20 protein-coding genes are annotated in these 22,351 nt (G+C 30.6%); 11 read left to right on the top strand and 9 right to left on the bottom strand.

The genetic code is table 11. The annotated features are described in order from the left end of the window. Positions 1–12 precede the first annotated feature (12 nt). Complete coding sequence (locus B6F84_RS05435; protein WP_148691298.1) at positions 13–939, bottom strand: MBL fold metallo-hydrolase; 927 nt, start codon at positions 937–939, stop codon at positions 13–15. Between the two features lie 149 nt (positions 940–1,088). Beyond that, on the bottom strand, positions 1,089–3,068 hold the full coding sequence (locus B6F84_RS05440; protein WP_148691299.1) for a 3-hydroxyacyl-CoA dehydrogenase/enoyl-CoA hydratase family protein: 1,980 nt from the start codon (positions 3,066–3,068) through the stop codon (positions 1,089–1,091). 153 nt (positions 3,069–3,221) lie between these two features. On the opposite strand from B6F84_RS05440, the gene B6F84_RS05445 reads away from it, so the two are divergent. From B6F84_RS05445 to B6F84_RS05455, 3 genes are all read left to right on the top strand, one after another. Continuing rightward, positions 3,222–4,130 (top strand): alpha/beta hydrolase, encoded by a 909-nt coding sequence (locus tag B6F84_RS05445; RefSeq protein ID WP_148691300.1) that lies wholly within the window; start codon positions 3,222–3,224, stop codon positions 4,128–4,130. A gap of 287 nt (positions 4,131–4,417) precedes the next feature. After that, the gene (locus B6F84_RS05450; RefSeq protein ID WP_148691301.1) at positions 4,418–5,605 is read left to right on the top strand and encodes an acetyl-CoA C-acetyltransferase; all 1,188 of its coding nucleotides are present in this window, start codon (positions 4,418–4,420) and stop codon (positions 5,603–5,605) included. Between the two features lie 159 nt (positions 5,606–5,764). Beyond that, the gene (locus B6F84_RS05455) at positions 5,765–6,967 is read left to right on the top strand and encodes an acyl-CoA dehydrogenase family protein (protein WP_148691302.1); all 1,203 of its coding nucleotides are present in this window, start codon (positions 5,765–5,767) and stop codon (positions 6,965–6,967) included. A gap of 383 nt (positions 6,968–7,350) precedes the next feature. On the opposite strand, the gene B6F84_RS05460 is transcribed toward B6F84_RS05455, so the two are convergent. Then, the gene (locus B6F84_RS05460; protein WP_148691303.1) at positions 7,351–7,836 is read right to left on the bottom strand and encodes a MaoC family dehydratase; all 486 of its coding nucleotides are present in this window, start codon (positions 7,834–7,836) and stop codon (positions 7,351–7,353) included. 106 nt (positions 7,837–7,942) lie between these two features. On the opposite strand from B6F84_RS05460, the gene B6F84_RS05465 reads away from it, so the two are divergent. Further along, a complete protein-coding gene (locus B6F84_RS05465; protein ID WP_148691304.1) occupies positions 7,943–9,343 on the top strand; it encodes a carboxypeptidase M32 in 1,401 nt (466 codons plus the stop codon). Positions 9,344–9,513: 170 nt separating this feature from the next. Here the strand turns inward: B6F84_RS05465 and B6F84_RS05470 are convergent, their stop codons facing one another. Both B6F84_RS05470 and B6F84_RS05475 read right to left on the bottom strand, forming a co-directional pair. After that, entirely contained in the window at positions 9,514–10,920 is a 1,407-nt protein-coding gene (locus B6F84_RS05470; RefSeq protein WP_187152771.1) for an aldehyde dehydrogenase family protein, read from the bottom strand. Positions 10,921–11,047: 127 nt separating this feature from the next. Next, the gene (locus B6F84_RS05475; RefSeq protein ID WP_148691306.1) at positions 11,048–12,373 is read right to left on the bottom strand and encodes an ATP-binding protein; all 1,326 of its coding nucleotides are present in this window, start codon (positions 12,371–12,373) and stop codon (positions 11,048–11,050) included. Between the two features lie 255 nt (positions 12,374–12,628). Between B6F84_RS05475 and B6F84_RS05480 the strand changes: the two genes are divergently transcribed. Then, positions 12,629–13,525: a fumarylacetoacetate hydrolase family protein gene (locus tag B6F84_RS05480; protein ID WP_148691307.1), complete on the top strand. Its 897-nt coding sequence runs from the start codon at positions 12,629–12,631 to the stop codon at positions 13,523–13,525. A gap of 13 nt (positions 13,526–13,538) precedes the next feature. Here the strand turns inward: B6F84_RS05480 and B6F84_RS05485 are convergent, their stop codons facing one another. Further along, positions 13,539–15,122 (bottom strand): thiamine pyrophosphate-binding protein, encoded by a 1,584-nt coding sequence (locus B6F84_RS05485; protein WP_148691308.1) that lies wholly within the window; start codon positions 15,120–15,122, stop codon positions 13,539–13,541. Between the two features lie 122 nt (positions 15,123–15,244). On the opposite strand from B6F84_RS05485, the gene fabG reads away from it, so the two are divergent. Genes fabG through B6F84_RS05505 form a run of 5 tightly spaced genes read left to right on the top strand, consistent with a single transcriptional unit; the run spans position 15,245 to position 19,171 of the window. Then, a complete protein-coding gene (gene fabG / locus B6F84_RS05490; RefSeq protein ID WP_148691309.1) occupies positions 15,245–15,976 on the top strand; it encodes a 3-oxoacyl-ACP reductase FabG in 732 nt (243 codons plus the stop codon). Beyond that, positions 15,973–17,502, top strand: coding sequence for an AMP-binding protein (locus B6F84_RS05495; RefSeq protein ID WP_148691310.1), 1,530 nt, complete (start codon positions 15,973–15,975; stop codon positions 17,500–17,502). The genes fabG and B6F84_RS05495 overlap by 4 nt, the downstream gene beginning before the upstream one ends. Then, positions 17,492–17,647, top strand: coding sequence for a hypothetical protein (locus B6F84_RS13835; protein WP_187152761.1), 156 nt, complete (start codon positions 17,492–17,494; stop codon positions 17,645–17,647). The genes B6F84_RS05495 and B6F84_RS13835 overlap by 11 nt, the downstream gene beginning before the upstream one ends. A 19-nt stretch (positions 17,648–17,666) precedes the next feature. Further along, positions 17,667–18,824, top strand: a complete 1,158-nt coding sequence (locus B6F84_RS05500) for a thiolase family protein (RefSeq protein WP_148691311.1) — start codon at positions 17,667–17,669, stop codon at positions 18,822–18,824. Then, on the top strand, positions 18,821–19,171 hold the full coding sequence (locus B6F84_RS05505; protein ID WP_148691312.1) for a Zn-ribbon domain-containing OB-fold protein: 351 nt from the start codon (positions 18,821–18,823) through the stop codon (positions 19,169–19,171). The genes B6F84_RS05500 and B6F84_RS05505 overlap by 4 nt, the downstream gene beginning before the upstream one ends. Before the next feature lie 4 nt (positions 19,172–19,175). On the opposite strand, the gene B6F84_RS05510 is transcribed toward B6F84_RS05505, so the two are convergent. Next, positions 19,176–19,487, bottom strand: a complete 312-nt coding sequence (locus B6F84_RS05510; protein WP_148691313.1) for a muconolactone Delta-isomerase — start codon at positions 19,485–19,487, stop codon at positions 19,176–19,178. 258 nt (positions 19,488–19,745) lie between these two features. On the opposite strand from B6F84_RS05510, the gene B6F84_RS05515 reads away from it, so the two are divergent. Further along, entirely contained in the window at positions 19,746–20,306 is a 561-nt protein-coding gene (locus B6F84_RS05515) for a class I SAM-dependent methyltransferase (protein WP_148691314.1), read from the top strand. 226 nt (positions 20,307–20,532) lie between these two features. Here the strand turns inward: B6F84_RS05515 and B6F84_RS05520 are convergent, their stop codons facing one another. Together B6F84_RS05520 and B6F84_RS05525 are read right to left on the bottom strand one after the other, a co-directional pair. Next, complete coding sequence (locus B6F84_RS05520; RefSeq protein WP_148691315.1) at positions 20,533–21,309, bottom strand: enoyl-CoA hydratase/isomerase family protein; 777 nt, start codon at positions 21,307–21,309, stop codon at positions 20,533–20,535. Between the two features lie 262 nt (positions 21,310–21,571). Further along, the gene (locus B6F84_RS05525; RefSeq protein WP_148691316.1) at positions 21,572–22,345 is read right to left on the bottom strand and encodes a DODA-type extradiol aromatic ring-opening family dioxygenase; all 774 of its coding nucleotides are present in this window, start codon (positions 22,343–22,345) and stop codon (positions 21,572–21,574) included. Positions 22,346–22,351 lie beyond the last annotated feature (6 nt).

Below are 22,351 nucleotides of genomic sequence, written 5' to 3' on the forward strand. Positions count from 1 at the left end.
AATCTATATGTATTATTTCAAAGTATAAAATATAACATTGCCTGCATCATGCATGCTTATAGTATTATTTTCTTGTAAATATTTAATATGGGCTAATGTTTCTCCTATAGCTAATTGTTTGTCTATGTTTCCAAGTTCTTGCCAAGGTTTATACCAAGAAATGTTAGTGGATATTTCATATGCGTTAGCCTTCCCTCTTTTCTGCAAGATATTTATTATTTCTTGAAGTCTTCTCTCATGATGTTTTTTAATTTCGTTTATCCTTTCCCTTATATTTGTAAATGGATCTCCATGTGCTGGATATACTTTCTCTACATCAAGTTCCATAATTCTTTCTAAACTTTCTATATATTCCTTGAGTGGATTATCATCAGGCCTTAGTAAAGATACGTTTGGAGTTATATGAGGCAAAATATGATCTCCACAGAATAGTAATTTCTCGTAGTAAAGGCAAGTATGACCTATAGTATGACCTGGAGTCCATATGAATTTTCCTTTCTTGTCCGATATTATTATTTCATCATTATCTTTAATCTCAGTAAATTTCACATTTTTTGTAATTTCTTTTATTCTATTTCTGTTTTGTAAAATAATTTCAGTATATTCTTTAGGAAATCCATTTTCAGAAAGAAATTTTCCTATAATATGATCATAATTATCATCAAAAATAAAATTTAAGAATTCTAACTCTTTTTCGTTAATTAGAATTTCTGCAGATTTTGCAAATAAACTCACTAGACCTATATGGTCAGGATGATAATGAGTTATTAGAACTCTCTTTGGACTTCCATATTTTTTCAAATATTCAGTTAAGGTAGAAATATCTTCCGGAGTTGGTAATCCGGTATCTATGAGCAAGAAATTCTTAATGTCTCCAAGTAGATAAGTGTTAACATGATTTAGAGAACCTTTAATAGGCAATCTTAGAGTATACAGCATTTGATATAATAGGTTAATTTACTTTTAAATCTTCTTCCTATGGTTATATTTAAGTAAAACTTTATTACGTTTTATATAAATAGTATTGAGAGAAAGAAAATAAAAAATACTTAGCTTAGTGATCCTTTTATTATATTGATAATAAAAAATCATTTACCCTTGAATTCAGGTTTCCTTTTACTAACAAATGCAGATACTCCTTCTTTAACATCTTCTGTGCTTAATAGTAATCCAAATAAACTAGATTCTAATTCTCCTCCTGTCCATATATTAGAATCATAGCCTAATTCGATAGCAATTTTAGCTGCTAGTAATGATAATGGAGATTTTTCTGCTATTCTTAATGCTATTCTTCTAACTTCTTCTTCGAAACTATTTTGCGGAACTACTAAATCTACTAGGCCTAACTCGTAAGCTTCTTTAGCATCTATCATATCTCCAGTATATATTAATAATTTTGCTCTTCCTTTTCCTATTAGCTTAGGTAGTCTTTGCGTTCCTCCTGCTCCAGGTATTAATCCTAAGTTTATTTCTGGTTGTCCTAATTTTGCATTTTCTGATGCTATTCTAATATCACATGCCATTGCCATTTCTAATCCTCCTCCCAATGTATAACCATTTAATGCAGCAATTACTGGCTTTGTATATAATGATATTTTATTGTAAAGATCTTTTAAGCTCCTTAATCTTATCATATCTATTGGCCTTAAAGAAAGGAACGATGTTATATCAGCTCCTGATGAAAATGCCCTTCCATTTCCAGTTATTATGACAACTCTTACGTTTTCATTTAATTCTAACTCATCTAAAATTTTATTCAATTCATTAATTAATTCCACGCTTAACGAGTTCAATTTATCTGGTCTATTAAGTATTATCCAAGCTAAAGGGGGCTCCAGTCTAAGAATTATTGTTGAATACTGTTTCTCCTCTACTTTTCCATAATCATAGAATCCTTTACCAGTCTTAACACCAAGCTCTTTATTATTTACCTTCTCTAATAACAAATTATCTACTTGGACGTTTAATCCTATCTTCCTTAATTCCTCTATCGAATTAACAATTTTATCTATTCCATACTCGTCGGCATATTGAAATATTCCTTTTGGAAAACCTAAGCCTAGCTTTACTCCTAAATCAATATCGTTTCTAGTAGCTATTCCTTCTCTTAATAATCTGGAAGCCTCGTTAACTCCCAAAGAGATTAATAATTCTGGCCTCATTTTTTCAGCATAATCCTTTGGAATATCTGGTTTAACATACTTGCCTTGAGGATACTCATAGAATCCTTTACCAGTCTTAACACCAAGCTCTTTACTTTCAAATTTTTTCTGAATAATGCTACATAACGGAATATTAGACGCAGATTTATCATACTCCTCAAAACTTTTTCCAACATAATAGGCAACATCTATTCCAGTGTAATCTAAAAGTTCGAATATTCCCATTGGGAAATTTAATTTATATCTAGCTACAGCGTCTATTGTAAAATAATCTGCAATTCCTTTTTCTACTAGAACACAAGCTACTCCATTTATTGCTGCTAGAATTCTGTTTACTATATATCCTGGCACATCTTTATTAATCATTATTGGCTGTTTTCCTAATTTTTTTGCTAACTCATATACTGTCTTTGCTGTATCGTCACTAGTTTTATCTCCTTTCATTACTTCTACTAATGGCATCAACACTGGAGGATTAAAGAAATGCATCCCTACTACTCTCTGAGGATTTTTAGCATTTTCAGCTATCTTTGATATAGGTAAACTACTAGTGTTTGTAGCTAATATTGCGTCAGATGATAGAATTTGACTAAGTTTTGAGAATATTTCTGCTTTTATTTCCATTTTTTCTGGAGATGCTTCTATTGCGAAATCTACATCTTTTATTATATCTGGAAATCCTACAATTGTGGTTATTCTTGACATTATGCTGTCTATACTTTCCTTTATTTCTCCTCTCTCTTGGAGCTTTGATAAACTCCATTTAATTTTTTCCATTGCATTTTTAAGCAAGTCTTCTGCTACATCGTTTAAATACACTTTATATCCAGCAATAGCTAATAATTCTGCTATTCCATGTCCCATAGTACCTGCTCCTACAACTAAAGCCTTCTGAATTTGTGGCATAAATTATATATCATGAATTTACTTAAAAAGATTTTTTAGTGAACTATAAAAAAGAAAATAGTAGAAAAATAAAATAAAGGTATTAGAATTTTTTCCAATATTAAGGAATCTTTTTATACTCGAAAAAATAAATTAAAACTAGGTGCTAATATTATGCCTCTAGATCCTAAAGTTAGGGAATTTTTAAGCTATTACTATAAGAATTTTCAGGAGATACACTCTTTCCAAGAGTTTAGAGAAAAAACTAATTCTCTACTAGCTAATTTAGCTCCTAAGGAAAAAATATATAAAACTGAAGATAAAACAATAAAAACTGAAGACGGATATAATTTACCTATAAGAATATATTACCCAAATGATAGAAAAGATTTACCAATAGTACTTCATTTCCATGGAGGTGCATGGATTTTAGGAAATATTGAGACCGAAGATGCTATATCTAGAGTTTTGGCAAACGCTTGCAATTGTATAGTTATTTCGGTAGATTACAGACTTGCTCCAGAATATAAATTTCCCACAGCCGTGAACGATTGTTTTACCGCAACTAAATGGGCATATGAAAATGCTGACAATTTAGGAAAAAGAAATATAGGAGTATTTGGAATAAGTGCAGGAGGAAACCTAGCTTCTGTTGTAGCATTACTTTCTAGAGATAAAGGTATTAAATTATCAGCTCAAGCATTAGTAGTACCTTTTGTTTATCCAGATCTAGCCTCAAAATCAATGAATGAATATAGTAAAGGATATTTCCTTGATATAAATGTACCAGTAGATAATTCAATTTCTTTATATATTAGAGACCAACACGATCTTCTTAATCCATTACTATCACCTTTAACAGCAGATAATCTAAGTAATTTACCACCAGCAATAGTTGTAACAGCAGAATATGATCCACTAAGAGATCAAGGCGAGGCATACGCTAGCCGATTAATCCAATCTAACGTAGATACAATAAGTATCAGAATAAATGGTGAGATTCATGCATTCATAGGATCTCCTAACGTATCTAGAAGAGTCACGCTTATGGTAGGAGCAGTACTAAAAGATTTACTGAAATAGAGAAAATTGACACACACATCGGTATTGAAAAAATTTCTTAATTCGTATAGAGAAGATATTTACCGATTAATGCTTCTATCACGTATTTTTATCAAAAAGATGAATTAATAACATAATATTTTTTTGATATACTAGTTAACTACTTTTATTTAATAAACAGTAAAACTATACTTAAATATTTCGTAGCTACAGATTAAGAATCTAACTTACAATGCTATAATTGCCATAAGTCTTTTATCTATTCTTATATACCTCTCTTACGCTAAAATATAATAGTGAAAAGTTTTATGATGGAAGATGTTTATATAGTAGACTTTCTAAGAACTCCATTTACTAGATTTAGTAGAAAAGATCCGCAAAAAGATCCATTCTACAATTTAAGGCCAGAAGAATTAGCTTCCCTAGTAATAAGAAAAATAATAGAAAAGAATGGAATTGATCCCAAAGATATAGACGAATTAATAACTGGATGTGCATTACAAGTAGGAGAACAATGGTCTTTTGGAGGTAGACATGAAGTATTCGCAAGTAGACTTCCATATACTATACCAGCTATGGCAGTAGATAGGCAATGTGCATCATCCATTACAACAGTTTCGTTAGGAGCTTCAGAGATAGCATCAGGGATGGCGGATATAGTTATTGCAGGAGGAGTAGAAAAAATGTCTAAAACTCCAATGTTTGATAATCCACATATCGAAATAAATACCAAATTTTTAACAGATCCTACTTATGCTGAATATGATCTAGGAAACGGATACGTAATGGGACTAACTGCAGAAAAATTAGCTGAAGAAGCAGGAATATCTAGAGAAGAAATGGATCAATTTTCACTACGTAGCCATAAATTGGCATATTTAGCTTATCAAAATGGATATTTTAAAAACGAAATCTTACCAATAGAAATAGACGTAGAAGGCAAAAAGATAACTTTAGATCAAGATCAGTCAATAAGACCAGATACAACTATAGAAAAACTATCTCAATTACCGCCAGCTTTTAAGCAGAATGGAAAAATTACTGCAGGAAATTCTGCACCATTGAATTCTGGTGCGTCTTACCTATTATTAATGTCTAAGAATGCAGTTCGAAAATACGGACTAACTCCAATGGCAAAAATTAGAAGTTATGGATTTGCAGGAGTTCCACCAGATGTTATGGGAAAGGGACCAGTACCAGCTTCAAAAAAGGCACTAGATAAAGCCAATTTAAATTCTTCACAAATTGACTTATGGGAAATAAATGAGGCATTTGCAGTCGTAGTACTTAATGCAATTAAAGAGTTAAAAATTGATGAAGATAAAATAAACAAAAGAGGAGGTGCAATAGCTATTGGCCATCCACTAGGAGCAACTGGGGCTAGAATTATTGGTACGTTAGCAAGACAGCTTTTAATAGAAGGAAAAGACTATGGAGTAGCTACTTTGTGCGTTGGAGGAGGACAAGGAGCATCAGTAGTTATAGAAAGAGTCTGATTTTTTATAAATTCCAAATCTTATGTTTAGTTAGCAGATTTATATAATTCAACATTTTTTGTCCTTAAAACTAGTCGCATTTAGAACAAGCATTTCAACATTATCCTTATTCGTAATATTTAGAAAAGATTTTAAATTAGATAAACATTACTAATAATTATGGTTCTACCATTTAGTAGTGTCGAAACATTCTCTATAAATATATCAGAAAAGCATGAGTTATTTAGAAGAGCAGTAAGGGAATTTATGGAAAGAGATATAGCAAGTTATGTAGAAAAGGGAGAAAAAGAAGGCAATATACCAGAAGAACTATTGCAAAAAGCAAGAGATTTAGGATTATTTGGAATTAACGTCCCAGAACAGTATGGAGGATCTGGTGGAGATGTACTAATGACTGCTATAGCCCAAGAAGAAATGTGCAGAATCTGGCCATCTTTTTCTGTAAGAGTAATGATAGGAGGACTTTATATGGCTCCGATTTTACTTTATGGAAATGAGGAGCAAAAGAAAAAATACGTAATACCAGTAGCAAAAGGTGAGAAAAAGGCAGCATTTGCAAATACTGAACCCGGAGCTGGTTCAGACGTAGCAGGAATTCAATCTACAGCAAAAAAGGTAAATGGAAAATATATACTTAATGGAAGGAAAATATTTATAACAAATGGAGGAGTTGCTGATTATTATGTAGTTACTGCTAGAACGTCGCCCCCAGAACCCAACGCAAGATGGAAAGGAATATCAATGTTTATAGTAGATAGAAATTGGAAAGGAGTAAAAGTAGTAGGCAGAATAGATACTACAGGCTTAAAGGCTTCAAATACTGCAGAATTATCTTTTGAAGATGTTGAAATCCCAGCCGAAAATTTAATTGGAGAAGAAGGACAAGGATTTAAATATGCCATGGCAACATTTGATAGAACTAGAGTAGGTGTAGCTGCACAAGCTTTAGGTGTAGCACAAGCAGCTTTAGAGAGAACAGTATCGTATTCAATGCAGAGAAAAGCATTCGAAACACCGTTAGTTGGATTTGAATTAGTACAAGAAAAAATTGCAGAATCGATGACCGAAGTAAATACTGCAAGACTATTAACTTACTGGGCTGCTTCATTATGGGATAGAGGATCAGAAAACGAGGCAATAATAGCATCATCAATGGCAAAGTTATTTACTACCGAAATAGCAGAAAAGGCAGTTATTAGAGCAATAACAGTACATGGAGGTTATGGAGTATCCACCTCTTTAGGTATAGAAAGGATGCTGAGAGATGTAGAAATCATGAAAATATATGAAGGAGCTAATGATATACAGAAATTAACTATTATAAAAGAATCCGCTAGAAGACTTTTAGGAATTAAACTATAATATTTATTTTGAAGTAATATTAAGTCGTTTTCTATATAAAGACTAAAACATTATCTTATGGAGAAAACAATAATATTTGAAAAACGATAGATAATGATTAATATGTTTTATTTTTTAAATGCTAGGCTTTTATTTTAAAAAAGTGATTTACGTTAAAAAGTTATAATATAGTATACATTTGTCACTGAAATATAGAAATGTATGTAACTTATTATATTATGTTATTTTTTATTGTACTCCATAAATTATATCTAGAAGAATCATTCGATATATGATGTTTAAATTCCAGCAAATATAAGTTAACTCCATTTAACAATTAACTGCATCATATAAAAACTATAAATATATTGATGATTACTCTGAATAAAAATATAATGAAAAAATTATCCTTTCCACGTGCTTCCTTTCTTCCTAACCATAAATACTCTATCGAATTCTATAATCTTCTCCCCTCTCTGATTATATCCGTATGTTCTAATTTTTACTATTCCAAAACCTAGTCTACTTTTAGACTCTCTAGCTTCTATTACTTCAGCTTCCGCATAAATGGTATCACCTGCAAATACAGGGGATTCAAACTTAACGTTATCTATACCTAACATAAATCCGTTTTGACTTGTCTCCTCAACTAATAGTCCTGCCACAATAGATAAGGTAAGAAAACCATTTACTACTAATCTGCCATTAAATGGTTCACCCTTGAAATATTTTTCTGTATAGTCTTTATTAAAATGAATCTGATTAGAATTATTAGTTAATAGAGTAAACCATATATTATCTACATCTGTTATAGTTCTACCAACTTTGCTTTTAAATTTTAATCCTACTTTCAAATCTTCAAAAAATGGACCTTCTGCACTTTCTGACATAATACATATTTTATATTCGTATTTATTTTAATTTATCGACTTATCATTTATTTTTAGTACTAACATATGTACTTAGCTTTTTATTTTCTTCTTTTGATTTACATACATGTATGAAGATATTTGGGCAATAGATCACGCATTAAACCTCTTGGAATGGGATATTCAAACCTACATGCCTCCTTCAGGAATAGAAGAAAGAGGAGAAGCAATAGCTAGATTATTTGCTTTAAAGAGAAAATTACTGTTAGGCATTAGAGGAGAAATCGAAAAAATCGAACCTAAAGATGACGTTGAGAAAGGAATAAAAAGAGTCTTAGAAAGGCAATATAAGTACTACGATGCAGTACCAGAAGAATTAGATATGAAACTTAATAAAATAACATCTGAAGCAACAGTAATTTGGAGAAATGCTAAGAATACTGGAAAGTTTAGTATATTTAAACCATATTTGGAACAAATAATAGATATAAACAGAGAAATAGCTCAAAGGTTAGGTTACAAAGATCATCCTTATAGTGCTCTACTTGATTTATATGAAGAAGGATTTACTGTAACAGACGCTGATAAAATATTTGCAGAATTATTACCAGGATTATCATCAATCTTAGACAGACTAGACAATAGATTTACCAAAAAATATCATTTTGAAGATGATAAATACGACGTATCTAAAATGAGTAAAGTAATGGAGAACATAGCTTATGAAGTATTAAAAATGCCTAAAGATAGATTTAGAATAGACTTATCTCCTCATCCTTTCACTACTTCTATGGATAGAGATGATGTAAGGATAACTTTAAGATATGAAGGATACGACTTCAAAAGAGCACTTTACTCCTTAGTTCATGAAAGTGGACATGCTATTTACGAACTACAAATAGATCGCAACTTAGAATACACTCCATTAGCTTCTTCTCCCTCTACAGGTATCCATGAATCTCAATCTAGATTTTTTGAAAATATAGTTGGAAGAAGCTACGATTTCATTAAATTAATATATCCTTATCTAGAAGTTAGTGATCCTATTGAAGACGTATACTACTACGTTAATACTGTTAAAAGACAACCAATAAGAGTTGATGCAGACGAAGTAACATATAATTTTCATATCGCCATAAGGTATGAGATCGAGAAAAAAGCAATAGAAGGAAGTCTAGAAGCTAATGAGTTTCCTTCAGTTTTTAATGAATTAATGGAGAAATACCTAGGAATAACACCTAAGAATGATGGAGAGGGCGTATTACAAGATGTACACTGGAGTCAAGGCTCTTTTGGTTATTTTCCTACTTACACGTTAGGGAATGTAATAGCTGGAATGGTTTATTACCATCTAAAGAATAGTATAGGATTTAACGTTAATAATATTGAAGGAATAAAGGATTGGTTAAGAGAAAAGATTCACAAGTATGGCGCAATATACTCACCTAAGGAATTGCAATTAAAATCCTTTGGAGAAGCGTATAATCCGTCTAGATTATTAGATTATATGAAAGAAAAATACCAATAATATTCTAAGGCAAAATTCTTTTTACATTTTTCTTAAATACTTGCTTTTGCTGATTATGCATAAGTAATACTCTTGGCTAATAATGAGAGTATAAGACATCATTTGAAAGAACATATAAAAATGAAGAATTTATGTTAATCTCTTAATTAATATAATATCCTTTTTCCTTATTATAATAATGTAATTCCAACTAGCTTATTTTCTGTCATCTCTAGCATGGTATCTCTAACTCCTTCTCTTCCTATTCCAGTTTTCTTAAATCCTCCAAATGGTAACGAATCCAATCTTAATCTTGTACTATCGTTTATAATTACTGCACCAAATTTTAATGCCTTACTAATCTTTAATGCTCTATTTAGATTATTTGTGAATATAGCAGATTGTAATCCGTATTCAGTGGAATTAGCTATACTAATTGCTTCTTCGTCGCTCTTAACTGTGATAATAGGTGCTATAGGACCAAATACTTCTGTTTTTAAACTAAGCATATCTAAGTTGGCATTAGGTATTATAGTTAATGGGAAGAAGTAACCATTTTTTAGTCCATCTACTACTTCCACTTTACCTCCTTTAATTTTAGCATCCTCTACTATTTTATTTAATTTTTCAATACTTTCTTCATTTATTACGGGTCCAACGTCAGTTGATTCATCCAATGGATCGCCTATTTTTAGAGCTTTAACTTTTTCATAAAAAGCCTTAGTAAACTTATCTGCTATTTCTTGTCTTACTATTATTCTTTTTCCAGCATTACAATTTTGTCCTGCATATTCAAATCTAGCTCTAACCGCTATACTAGAAGCTCTTTCAATATCCGCATCTTCTAAAACAATTATCGGATCTGATCCACCTAATTCCATTATTATTCTTTTACCTAATGATACTGCTTTTGAGGCTATATTTAAACCTGTTTGAGTTGAACCTGTTAATGTAATTAATCCTATAAGGGGATGTGTAATTATATCATCTCCAATTTCATTACTATAACCTGTAACTACTCTAACTGCACTGTCTGGAAGTCCTGCCTCACTTAATATCTTTTTCATTTCTAATGCTGCTAGAGGAGTGCTTATACTAGGTTTTACAACTACTGCATTTCCTACAGCTAATGCTGGAGCTACCTTATGCGCAAAAGAGTTTATAGGAAAATTAAATGGAAGTATTGCAGAAATTATTCCTATTGGTTCTCTAGTGCTGATCACTATTCTATTTTCATTACCTGGAGGGTATTCATATGCATCAACTCTGTAGTTATGACCTTCTAGTACTATTGATGCTTCCTCAGCTGTCTGCCTAAAAAGTCTAGATGCTCTCAGAACTTCTACTCTAGAATCTTTAATAGGTTTTCCAGCTTCCATCGCAAGAAGCTTTGCTAGATCTTCTTGTCTTTCCTCTAAAATTTCAGAAACTTTTCTTAATATTGCAGTTCTCTTATATAATGGCATTTTAGATATTTCTTCAAATCCTTTATAGGCTTCTTCAATCTCCTGCCTTACTTCTTCTTTGCTCATCCTTTTTACGGTACCTATAACTTTTAAATTAGATGGAGATCTTATCTCTATAACTTCAGACATAATATATTATTATGCTTTGAAAGTTTTAATAGATATTGCACAATATATGCATGTAATTTGTATATATACATGATTAACATTTGCTCGCTAATACTAAGTCAAGACCTAAAATATTCTTAACTTGTACATGCTATATTATTTCTGATGCTTCAATCGATTGAGGAACATCTAATAAACCTAAAAATATAGGTATCGGAATAACGTTCTTATCTATTTCTTCTTTTGATAAAAATATTATATCCTTTACCTTGCCTATAACTTTCTTAACAGATTTTCCGTATTTCACTTCAATTCCAATCAACTTTTCTCTATATTGTATAATAATATCAATTTCTCCATTTTTCTTAAAGTAAAATGTGGGGAAAATTCTAGCTAGATGAGAAACTACTATTGATTCTGCGAGTTTATTATCGTCTGGAATTTTAGTCATAGCCCAATCAGAAAATGCTCTATAAATAAATGGATCGACAAAATAAAACTTCCTTTCTCTCCTAGGTATAGGTTTTCCAGTATTAGGATCTATGCTCATGATTATATTAATGAGGAAAAGTTTTTCTAAAAGTTCTACATAGGAAATCGCAGTTTTAACATTACCTACTCCATAATCTTTAGATAACGTATGAAAACTGTATTCACTAGACGTTCTTTCTATAATTCCCCTTATAGTAGATTTGAAAAAAGACTCACTTCTTCTTAATTTATTAATATCTAATACAATGCTAGATATAAAATCTGAAATAGTACTATTGCTTACTTTACCAGAATTAAAATAATCTTTTATGGAATTAGGAAATCCTCCAGTAATTAAATAGATATCAAGCAATTCTTTGAGTTTTTGTCTATATTGTATATAATTTATTGCATGATTTATAGCATACTCTATATCTCCTTTTGGTATATTAATATTAAATAGTTCTATGAATTTTGAGAAAGATAGTGGATACATTATAAATATTTTACCATTTCCCCTTCTACCTGGAAAACTTTCTATTTCTCCTTTAGCTTTCATTGATAATGAGCCGGTAAGAATTAAAACATCATTCTTAAAGTCTCCCTTATCTATTCTATATTTTATTGCCCTATACCATTCTTTTGGAAAAGTAACTTCATCAAGAATTATAAAGGAATTCTGTATTGCCTCACTTTTCTTTATTTTTAAATATTCTTCAATAACTTGATCTAATTCTTTATAATCAGCTAGTTTATCACATGAAAAATAAAAAACCGATTTAGGATTTTTAACGGTATTAAGTAATTTCTCAACGAGGAGTATTAGCGCGGTAGTTTTACCAACTTGTCTGGGACCTAAAATTATATTAAGCGAAAATGGGACTAGCGGAATCTTTTGTATTATATCTGGAATCCACCTAACTTTAGACTCTTTATATTTTCTATAAGTTTCGTTTTCTTCAATTAAGTTCTTAGATCTCCACCACGGATTTTGCTCCTCAATCATTGTGTATTCTGATTCCACAAATACTTAAAAATCTTGTGTATTCTGATTCCACAAATACTTAAAAAGGTTTTAATGTTTGAATAATCTCTTGGTCAAAAACGAATTAAAATAAATTAAAGAAAAAAATTACTAATTCTTTTTAATTAAGTACAAGCATTAAACTTCATTCACGATTTAACGTTAAGACATTTTTAATAGCCTTATCACATAGCATTATAAAAAACGCTTATATATGGATAGTTAGTTAGAAACTTTATGAAACTGTTATTGTTTTCTGCTCAAAATGGCAGAAGAGTGGGATTATATCAAGATGGAAAAATAATTGATCTAGTTAAAGCCTATGAATATACTTATGATGCAAGTGCTCCAAACTGGTTTTATGATCTAAAAGAATTCATTGAAGGAGGAGAAGGCTCATTATTTCTAGTTAAAAAACTTCTATCTGATCTAAAATATAACGATGAGTTTATGTTAGATCCTAATCAGATTTTATACTATCCGCCTATTCCTAATCCAGAAAAAATTTTCCTAATGGCTGTAAACTATAAAACTCACGGTAATGAAACTAGTACTAACCCGCCTAAAGAACCTTATCTATTTACAAAATTTAATAACACTTTAGTTGGACACAATCAGCCAGTATTAATCCCTAAATCTTCACAAAAGGTAGATCACGAAATCGAGCTTGGCGTGGTAATAGGAAAAAAAGCTAAATACGTTAAGAATCCATTAGATTACGTTTTTGGTTACACTATTTTTAATGATATAAGCTTTAGAGATAAACAATTTCCTAGTGAAAATCCGTATGGAATGAGATGGGTTCATGGAAAAGGAATGGATACTGCATTACCTATGGGACCTTGGATAGTTACCAAGGACGAAATACCAAATCCTCATAATTTAAAACTCACCTTAAAAGTAAACGGAGAAATAAGACAAGAAGGATACACAGAAGATATGATATTTAAAATTGATCAGATTATAGAATATATTTCTAACGGTATCACACTTAAACCAGGAGATTTAATTTCTACTGGTACTCCATCTGGAGTGGGTTTAGCTACAGGTAAATATCTAAAAGAAGGGGATATAATAGAAGCTGAAATAAGTAATATAGGAGTTTTAAGGAATTATATGGTAAAAGAGAAATAAGAGATTTTTTCATCTATTTCCTTAACCTTGACGGTATACTATTAGGATCTACATGAACTCTTAACAGTGTAGGTTTCTTATGCGACCACTTTATTGCATCATCAATCACTTCTTTTAACTCATCTTTAGTCTTAGCTTCAAACGCTTTTACTCCAATACTATCTACAATTTTTGTATAATCTACTGAATATACATCGGTAGAGAATGTATTTCCATACCTAATTTTCTGATTTAATCTTAGAAAATGTTGTACTCCATCTTCTACTAGAACGCTTAAGAAACCAATATTATTCTCTACCGCAGTTATCAACTCATTAAAACAAGCTTGAAATCCAGCATCTCCTATTATGCTGACTACTTGCCTTTCTGGTGAAGCTATCTTAGTACCTATTCCTGCTGGAATAGCAGAGCCCATAGCATTAAAAATTAAGGAATTAAAATAAGAGTTTGGTTTATAAATCTTTATATCCATTGCCATGACTTGATTTGTACCTGCATCTGATATAACTATCCTGTCTTGGTCTAAATTAGAATCTAAAACTCTAGCAAGGAAATCATGACTAATCTTATCATTTTCATCTAATGATATAACATCTTCCTTCTTAGTTAGATAAGTACTCCATGTTATCTTTTCTAACTTCTCAGTAATTTCCTTTAGAAAAGCCTCTGCACTTGCTTTAATTCCAAGCTCACCTACGTTAAACACAGAAATATCTGGATCTACATGTAATATTTTTTCTGGTAGTTTAATACTCCACCGTCCAGTTTCTAAATCGTTAAATGAAGTACCAATAGCTATTAAACAATCTCCCGGTATTTCTTTCATACCAAATAGCGTACCCATAAATAATGGATGATTTTCTGGAATAGCACCCTTGCCTCTTATAGTAGTTATCACCGGTAAACCTAGTTTTTCTATATAATTTACAATGTTTGACCTAGAAGCACCATAACCTAATAGTAAAGTAGGCTTATTGCACGAACTTAAGAAATCTAAAGTTTCCTTAACCTCATCCTCTGTTGGATATATTAAAGATCTATTAATTTTACTGAATTTTACTTCTTTTTCTTCTCCTACTTCTATATCTAATAAATCTACAGGTATTTCTATGTAAACTGGGCCCATCTTATCTTCTAGAGCTATTCTAAAAGCTTTTTCAAACGTATTCGGAACGTCATTAGGAGAATATATTCTAAAAGAAGCTTTAGTTATCTGTCTAGCTATTTCCATTTGAGCATCAAAATAACCCATATCGTGAAGTTGCCTTTTATCTCTATATTTTAATTCCTTATTTAGAGAAATTAAAATTAAAGGAGAACCTTCTGAATAAGCTTGAGCAACTCCAGTGAGAGAATTCGTGAATCCTGGACCATTTACTGAGAAAAATATTCCTACATTATTTTTGATTCTAGCATAATAATCTGCCATTATGGTTCCCCCATATTCTAATCTAGGCATGAAATACCTCAACTTGCCGTTAGTAACTTTTTTCCTTAACTCTTCGTATAGACTTAATCCATGAGTTCCAGGTATTCCAAAAACATCATCAACTTGAGATGAAATATAATCAAGTAAAACTCCGGCCAAATTTTTCATAGATAAAACTATACACCGTAATTTATATAACATTCTTTAAATAACGACTTTATCCAAAATAGTTTTGGAAAACTAAAAGCAAATATATTATTTATAGCTGAAATTTATAATAAGTGAATAAAATGAGAACAGCTATCGTGACCGGAGCAGGTAGTGGGATAGGTTATGCAACTTCAGTAAAATTAGCAAACAAAGGGATTACTGTAATAATGGGAGATATTATAAAAGATATTGGAGAAAAAGCTAAAGAAGTAGAATCTTTATCTAAATCTAAAGTAATTGGATTAACCGTAGATGTATCAGATTGGAATTCTACTAAAGAATTTTATGAAGAAGCATTAAAAATTCTAGGTATAGATCACGTTGATATATTAGTAAATAATGCAGGAATAATTAGAGACGCGCTTTTCGTTAAAATGACACCAGAACAATGGGATCAAGTAATTAAAGTTCACTTGTATGGAACTTTCAATATGACAAAGCAGGTAATTGAAGGTATGATAAAATACAACTGGGGAAGGATAATTAATATGTCATCTGCTAGCTGGATGGGAAATATTGGCCAAGCTAATTATTCAGCAGCAAAAGCTGGTATTATAGGATTTACTAAAACTTTAGCTAGAGAACTTGGAAAATACAATATTACTGTAAACGCATTAGTTCCAGGATTTATAGATACACCAATGACAAGATCAGTACCAGAAAAAATTAGAAAAATAATAATAGATCGTATTCCATTAGGCAAAATTGGAAGCCCAGAAGATGTAGCAAACTTAATAGCATTTCTAGTATCGGATGAAGCATCGTACTTGACAGGAGATATAATAGAAGTAACTGGAGGATTAACGTTATGAATAGAGTTATTGGACAAACTATAGACGTAAATAATCCAATACCGCAATATGAAATTCTCAAATCCACTGCACAGAAGCATCCAGAGAATATTGCTATTAATTATTTTGGAAGAAAAATTACATACAAAGATTTACTCTTTTTTACAGATAATGTATCTTCTCAGTTAAAAATAGAGAAAGGAGATATCATAATTCTTTCGATGCAAAACATTCCCCAATTCGTCATTTTAGAATATGCAATATGGAAAAAAGGTGGTATAATATTGCCAGTTAATCCTTCTTATTCAGAAAGAGAGCTAGAATATCTAATTTCTGATTCTAATCCTAAATTTATGATAGCTTCTTGCGAATCTATAGTTAGCAATAAAGTTCCAGTAATTAGAACTAATCCAGAAACATTCAGCAAAATTCCTTCTGAATTAAAAGATAAATGGAAAATACTAGATTGCAAAGAAGAAATAGATTTTTCCAGATCTAAGGACAAAATAAAGGAAGAAAAAGTTTCATCTGAAGATCTAGCTCTCCTAATGTATACATCAGGAACTACGGGAAAACCTAAAGGAGTTCCCATTACTCATAAGAATATTTTTGCTTCGTCCATAATATATAATAAATGGTTCAAATTTTCAGAAGGAGATAAAGTTCTTGGTATTGCACCTTTCTTTCACGTAACAGGACAGATATTTCATATAACAACTGCAATATATTCTGGATCTGAGATTAACGCAACATTTAGATTTGAACCTAAATTAGCTCTTAAAGTAGTTGAAGAAAATAAAACAACCGTAACTATGAGCGTAGCCACTGCATATAGAGCAATGTTAAATGTATACAATAATGAAGATCTTAGTTCTATGAGATTATGGTCGTCTGGTGGAATGCCTATGCCAAAAGCTTTAGAACTAGAATGGAAAGAAAAAATTGGTCCTTGGATTTATATGGCATGGGGATTAACAGAAACAACATCGCCTGCTACTTTATGGCCATATCCATATGATGGAAAACTTCCTGTGGATCCAGAAACTGGAATAGTAAGTTCAGGAATTCCAGTATATTCTACGGAGATCTTATTAGGAGATGATGGAGAAGTCTTTGTAAAAGGACCTCAAGTAGTTTCTGGTTATTGGAAGATGGACAAATTCAAAGATGGATGGTTACCTACTGGAGATCTAGGAAAAATAATTGATGGATGGATTTACATAATTGACAGAAAGAAAGAAATAATTGATGCATCAGGATTTAAGATAATGCCTAGAGAAGTGGAAGAGGTTCTTTATATGTATCCTGCAGTTGATGAAGCTGTGGTAGTAGGACTTCCAGATGAGTATAGAGGAGAAACAGTAGTTGCATATGTTAAACTCAAAGATGGATATTATAATACTGAAGAAATTAAAAAAGATATAATCACTTTCTGTAGGAAATATCTAGCACCATATAAAGTTCCTAAGGAAATAAGATTTGTTAACGAAATTCCTAAAACTCCATCAGGAAAAATAATGAGGAGGGCATTTAGAAATGATAGCTGATGTTGGCACTAGATACTCTCTAGCTAATAAGTATCATTCAAGCATTGAAGAAAATCTAGCCTGTAATACGATAAGATTAGAAAACGGTGAATTTTTGCTATCAAGTAAATCAGAATTAGGCATATCTCTTAAAGAGGAGATATAGAAAAATATATGGTGAGAGAATGATCATTAATTTTGCAAGTAATATATTTAAGAAGTATGAAGGATCTACATTTGACTTATTAGGAAAAACTGTAAACGATGTTTTAGATAAATCTCTATTAGAATTAAAAGATATAGATGGCCTCTTTTTAACTCATCTATCAGGTACTTTCGACGGAAAATCGAATTTACATTTCATGTCATCTCAAATTTCATCTTTTCTAGGTATAAAACCAAAAATTATTGATACAATAGACTATGGAGGACCCTCTGCTCTTACAATGCTGTATAGATCCTATAAAATGATAAAATCTGGTGATATAAACAACGCATTATGCATAGTAGGTGGTAAAGGATCTTTCTTGAGGGATAATAAAGTAACAGCAGATAGTATAGATAAATTCTATCCTAACGTTAGCATAACTCCATTTGATGAAATCTTTAGAATTTACAATGACCTTAATCCTGTAACAGATTACGCATTAGTAGCTAACAGACACAAAAAACTCTTTGGTAGTACAGATGAACAAAGAGCACTAATAGCAGTAAAACAAAGAATAAATGCTATCGATAATAAGAAAGCAATGTATAGAAATCCATTAACATTAGACGACGTATTAAAATCTAAAATGATTAGTGAACCATTAAGATTATTAGAAATAGTATATCCTGTTGATGGGTTTCATGTATTCTTAGTGAGTAAAAAGAATGGGAAAGCAGACGTTAGATCTCTAGATATTTTGTTCTATAATGAGGCTCATTGGCCTCAAATGCCAACTGAATACTCTGATATTATATATACTCCCACAATAGAAAGCAGTAAAGGTGTAGAATTGACTAATATTGACGCTTATGAATTGTATGATTCCTTCACTATTACAGTACTACTAGAAATTGAAGACATAGGATTAGCCAAGAAAGGCGAAGGAGGAAAATTTGTCGAAAGTCACGATATTACGTATCAAGGGGATGTGCCAATAAATACTGGAGGTGGATCTTTAAATATGGGACAACCTGCATTCATGAGTGGAGGGGTTATACTTGAAGAAGCTTTATTACAATTAAATTCTATTGCTGAAGGACATCAAGTTAAAGATGCTAACAGAATTTTAATAAATGGAATTGGAGGATGGAATAGAGGGCATGCTGTAACTATGGTATTAGGTGAAGAAAAATGATTGACGAAATAATAAGAGTTTATAAGGAGTATTTTAATGAAGGAAAATTACCATATATACTATGTAAGAAATGCGGTACTACGTTTTACTATCCTAAGGAATTTTGTCCAAAATGTGGTTCTAGCAGTCTAGAAGTAAAAGTAAGCGAGGGAAGAGGAATAGTATTCTCTGTGACAAAATTTAACGATAAATCCGGAGAAGTAATATATGGCATTGTCCAGCTTAAAGAAGGCTTTAGAATGTATACTAACTTCTTGGATGCAGTAAATATAGATGATGAAGTTATAGTAACATTTAATAATAAAAAAGATAATCAACTCAAATTTCCATTATTTAAGAAAGCCTAATTTTTTACTCTATAAGTTTCTTTATTAATTCATAAAAATTCTCATATGGGTGTATTGGATAGACATCAATATCTACCGAATGACCCAATTCTTTCACTATCGGCAAATTTTCTAGTGTTTCATCAATTTCTTCGTGAGAATTAGCATCAAGAATAGCTATAACTTCCCTTTTACCACTTACTTTCCATAATCCCTTTATTTTTCCTGCTTTCACTGCAGGCATTGCTGTCTCAGCTTCCTTTTTCCATACTTCCATTAATTGTTTTTGCGATATACTTTGAGGTTGTTTAATTTTAAACCAGAGCAAATATAGCATGAAATAATATTATATATCTCTATTTTATCTTTTCATTAAAATATTTCTCAATTTTCATAAAGAATACTTTTAAGCTAAAAACGTTATCATATTAACTTTTTTTAGTTCAAAATAAATATTATAATATATATTATGTATTTTTTGGAGTACTATTAAAGTAAGTATTATATGCTCTCTAAAAATTTAATAGTAAGTCTCTAACAGACTCTTTTCATATAACTAAAAAGTTAATTACATAAGAAGCAGTATCAAATAATAATGGCAAAAGATAGATATATTAATCCAGTTGTACTTGATAACCCTCTTAGATCAATTTTCTCATCTAGAGAAAAAATTTTATCAAGATTTAGAGGATATTTAAAAGAAAATTATATAGCACTAGATCTAGGCTGTGGACCTGGCTTCTTTACTATAGATTTAAGTAAAATACTTAAAAATGGTATAGTATATGCAGTTGACCCAGATCCAAGAGCTATAAATAGATTAAATGAAAAAATTAAAAAATTATCAATTAATAATATAAAAACTTTTGTAGCTCCAGCACAGAAATTAAATTTCATTAAGGATAATTCTATAGATTTTATCTTTTCCAACTTAGTCTTATGTTGCCTAGTTGATCATGAGGGAGCAGTAAAGGAGATAATCAGAGTTTTGAACAAAGAGAAAGGAATTGCTTACATTAGCGTTACTAAAGGATTATTCGGAAAAGACGAAAGAGATGTTAGCCAAGAAGAATGGAAAAATATTCTTAGCAAGTTTAATGTCATTAAGCAGGGAAATTCCATAATGGAAAGATGGGCTATAATAAGTTTAGTCTAATCTAAATAGAGATAGTCCTCAGCTTTTATCATACTAAAACAAAATAAATAGTATAAGTTTATTTTTTTAAAATTATTTAATGCAAAAGAATTAAAGAATATTTACTATAGAATAATCATCGACGCATTCAATCCAAAATGAAATAAAATATAAATAATAATGAACATTTTTATATATAAAAGAATAATGAAATAACTTCTCTTATTTAATAAATATATCTCTTATGTCATTTTCCTGTAAATTGTGGTTTCCTTTTATCTAAGAACGATTGTATTCCTTCTTTGAAATCATCTGAGTATCTTAATAGACCGAACGTTTTTCTCTCTAGATCATAACCTACTAACGTCGGTGAATCTTGAATTAAATTTATAGTATATTTCATTGCTTTAATTGCTAGTGGAGATAATGAAATTAAGTCTTTAGCTATTTCTTTAGCTCTTTCGTATGGATTTTCTGATAATTCGTTTATTAAACCTAAATTTAAAGCTTCTTGAGCTTTTATCCTTTTCCCTAGTAATAAATAATATTTAGCTCTTAGTGGACCTAATGCTTTTACTATTTTAGTTAAACCTCCACTAGCAGGCACCATTCCTAATCTGATCTCTGGAAGACCTATTTCAACATTTGGAGAAGCTATTCTAATATCCGTAGCTAAAGCTATTTCTGTTCCAGCTCCTAAAACATATCCTTGAAGAATTGAAATTGTAGGTTTGCTTAAATTTTCTATGCATTCGATTGATTTCCCCCAATCAATCAAATCTTTTGGAGAAGTCTGTAAAAATTCACCTACATCGCCTCCACTGCTGAACGCTTTTTCACCTTCTCCCCTAATTATAACTACTCTTATGTTAGTATCATTATCCAATTCTTCACAAATTTTACCTAAATCTCTTCTCATTTCTAAAGATATGATATTTAATTTTTCCGCTCTATTAAGCACTATTTCTGCAATATTCTCATCTTTCTTTACAATTATTTTTCCATTAGAGTACTCTGTTTCCATACTTATCTTATTTTATAAAGATTTAAAAATTTATTTAGAAACATACTATGCTAATTTATCTGTTATGTTATCCTCATCACTTTCTATTAGTAGATTTAAAATCAAAAAACATTGTTAATCAAAAATTATGGAATAAGATATAAATAACAGTAAATAAAATCAGATATTATTATACTATCTTATATTAAAATAAGATATCCAGTATAATACATTGGTCACTCAATTTAGAATTTTTTTTAAAAAAATCAATAAAACTAATTATTTAATCGTAAAATTCTGACGCTATCATACTCACTCCAGCCCAAGGCGTATCGTAATTAAGAAGTTCCGCTTTTTTAGGTTTTACGTAACCTAATAGCATATATAATGTATTTAAATCACCTTCCGGTGTCGCAGATTTATATTCTTTGGGATATAATTCTTTTATATGCAGTATTTCATCGAATCTTCCTGATTTTATTAAATCTATTAAAATCATATCGAATTTTGTAGGTTTAGGTAATATTTTAAAGTAGAATAAATCTAGCCTATGAGTAGGTGATCCAGTAGCAATAAAAATTGCATTTCTTCCTATTTTATCCACTGCTTTTCTTATTATTTCTCCTATTTTATAGTGTTGTTCTGCAGAATTTTCTGTTATAGATATAGTTACAATTCTAGGTTTATTATCAGGGAACATATAATAAAGTGGAATCCAAGCCCCATGATCTAACCCCCATTTAGTATCTCCTTTAATTTTACCGTCAGATTCCTTGATAATTTCATTTACTAATTCAACATCGTTAAATGCATCATAACAGTACTTATATGTTTCGTCAGGAAATCCATAGTAGTCTTGTATACATTCTAATTTTTCACTTTGCTCTATATAATATGTTCCAGTCCATGATATAAAATGTGGACTTGCTACTATAATAGTTTCTGGCTTAAATTTTTCCATAATACTTTTACCTATATTTCTATATACATCTTTCCAATTGTTATTTTCAATTAAAATATTTGGAGAACCATGAGATATAAATAATCCAAAAGCCATATGTCT

The organism is Acidianus manzaensis (assembly GCF_002116695.1).
Taxonomy (GTDB): Archaea; Thermoproteota; Thermoprotei_A; order Sulfolobales; family Sulfolobaceae; genus Acidianus; species Acidianus manzaensis.

Coding starts and splice junctions, on each gene's coding strand:
- B6F84_RS05435 (WP_148691298.1), bottom strand. CDS start 939: ATGCTGTATACTCTAAGATTGCCTATTAAAGGTTCTCTAAATCATGTT.
- B6F84_RS05440 (WP_148691299.1), bottom strand. CDS start 3,068: ATGCCACAAATTCAGAAGGCTTTAGTTGTAGGAGCAGGTACTATGGGA.
- B6F84_RS05445 (WP_148691300.1), top strand. CDS start 3,222: ATGCCTCTAGATCCTAAAGTTAGGGAATTTTTAAGCTATTACTATAAG.
- B6F84_RS05450 (WP_148691301.1), top strand. CDS start 4,418: ATGATGGAAGATGTTTATATAGTAGACTTTCTAAGAACTCCATTTACT.
- B6F84_RS05455 (WP_148691302.1), top strand. CDS start 5,765: ATGGTTCTACCATTTAGTAGTGTCGAAACATTCTCTATAAATATATCA.
- B6F84_RS05460 (WP_148691303.1), bottom strand. CDS start 7,836: ATGTCAGAAAGTGCAGAAGGTCCATTTTTTGAAGATTTGAAAGTAGGA.
- B6F84_RS05465 (WP_148691304.1), top strand. CDS start 7,943: ATGTATGAAGATATTTGGGCAATAGATCACGCATTAAACCTCTTGGAA.
- B6F84_RS05475 (WP_148691306.1), bottom strand. CDS start 12,373: ATGATTGAGGAGCAAAATCCGTGGTGGAGATCTAAGAACTTAATTGAA.
- B6F84_RS05480 (WP_148691307.1), top strand. CDS start 12,629: ATGAAACTGTTATTGTTTTCTGCTCAAAATGGCAGAAGAGTGGGATTA.
- B6F84_RS05485 (WP_148691308.1), bottom strand. CDS start 15,122: ATGAAAAATTTGGCCGGAGTTTTACTTGATTATATTTCATCTCAAGTT.
- fabG (WP_148691309.1), top strand. CDS start 15,245: ATGAGAACAGCTATCGTGACCGGAGCAGGTAGTGGGATAGGTTATGCA.
- B6F84_RS05495 (WP_148691310.1), top strand. CDS start 15,973: ATGAATAGAGTTATTGGACAAACTATAGACGTAAATAATCCAATACCG.
- B6F84_RS13835 (WP_187152761.1), top strand. CDS start 17,492: ATGATAGCTGATGTTGGCACTAGATACTCTCTAGCTAATAAGTATCAT.
- B6F84_RS05500 (WP_148691311.1), top strand. CDS start 17,667: ATGATCATTAATTTTGCAAGTAATATATTTAAGAAGTATGAAGGATCT.
- B6F84_RS05505 (WP_148691312.1), top strand. CDS start 18,821: ATGATTGACGAAATAATAAGAGTTTATAAGGAGTATTTTAATGAAGGA.
- B6F84_RS05510 (WP_148691313.1), bottom strand. CDS start 19,487: ATGCTATATTTGCTCTGGTTTAAAATTAAACAACCTCAAAGTATATCG.
- B6F84_RS05515 (WP_148691314.1), top strand. CDS start 19,746: ATGGCAAAAGATAGATATATTAATCCAGTTGTACTTGATAACCCTCTT.
- B6F84_RS05520 (WP_148691315.1), bottom strand. CDS start 21,309: ATGGAAACAGAGTACTCTAATGGAAAAATAATTGTAAAGAAAGATGAG.
- B6F84_RS05525 (WP_148691316.1), bottom strand. CDS start 22,345: ATGGCTTTTGGATTATTTATATCTCATGGTTCTCCAAATATTTTAATT.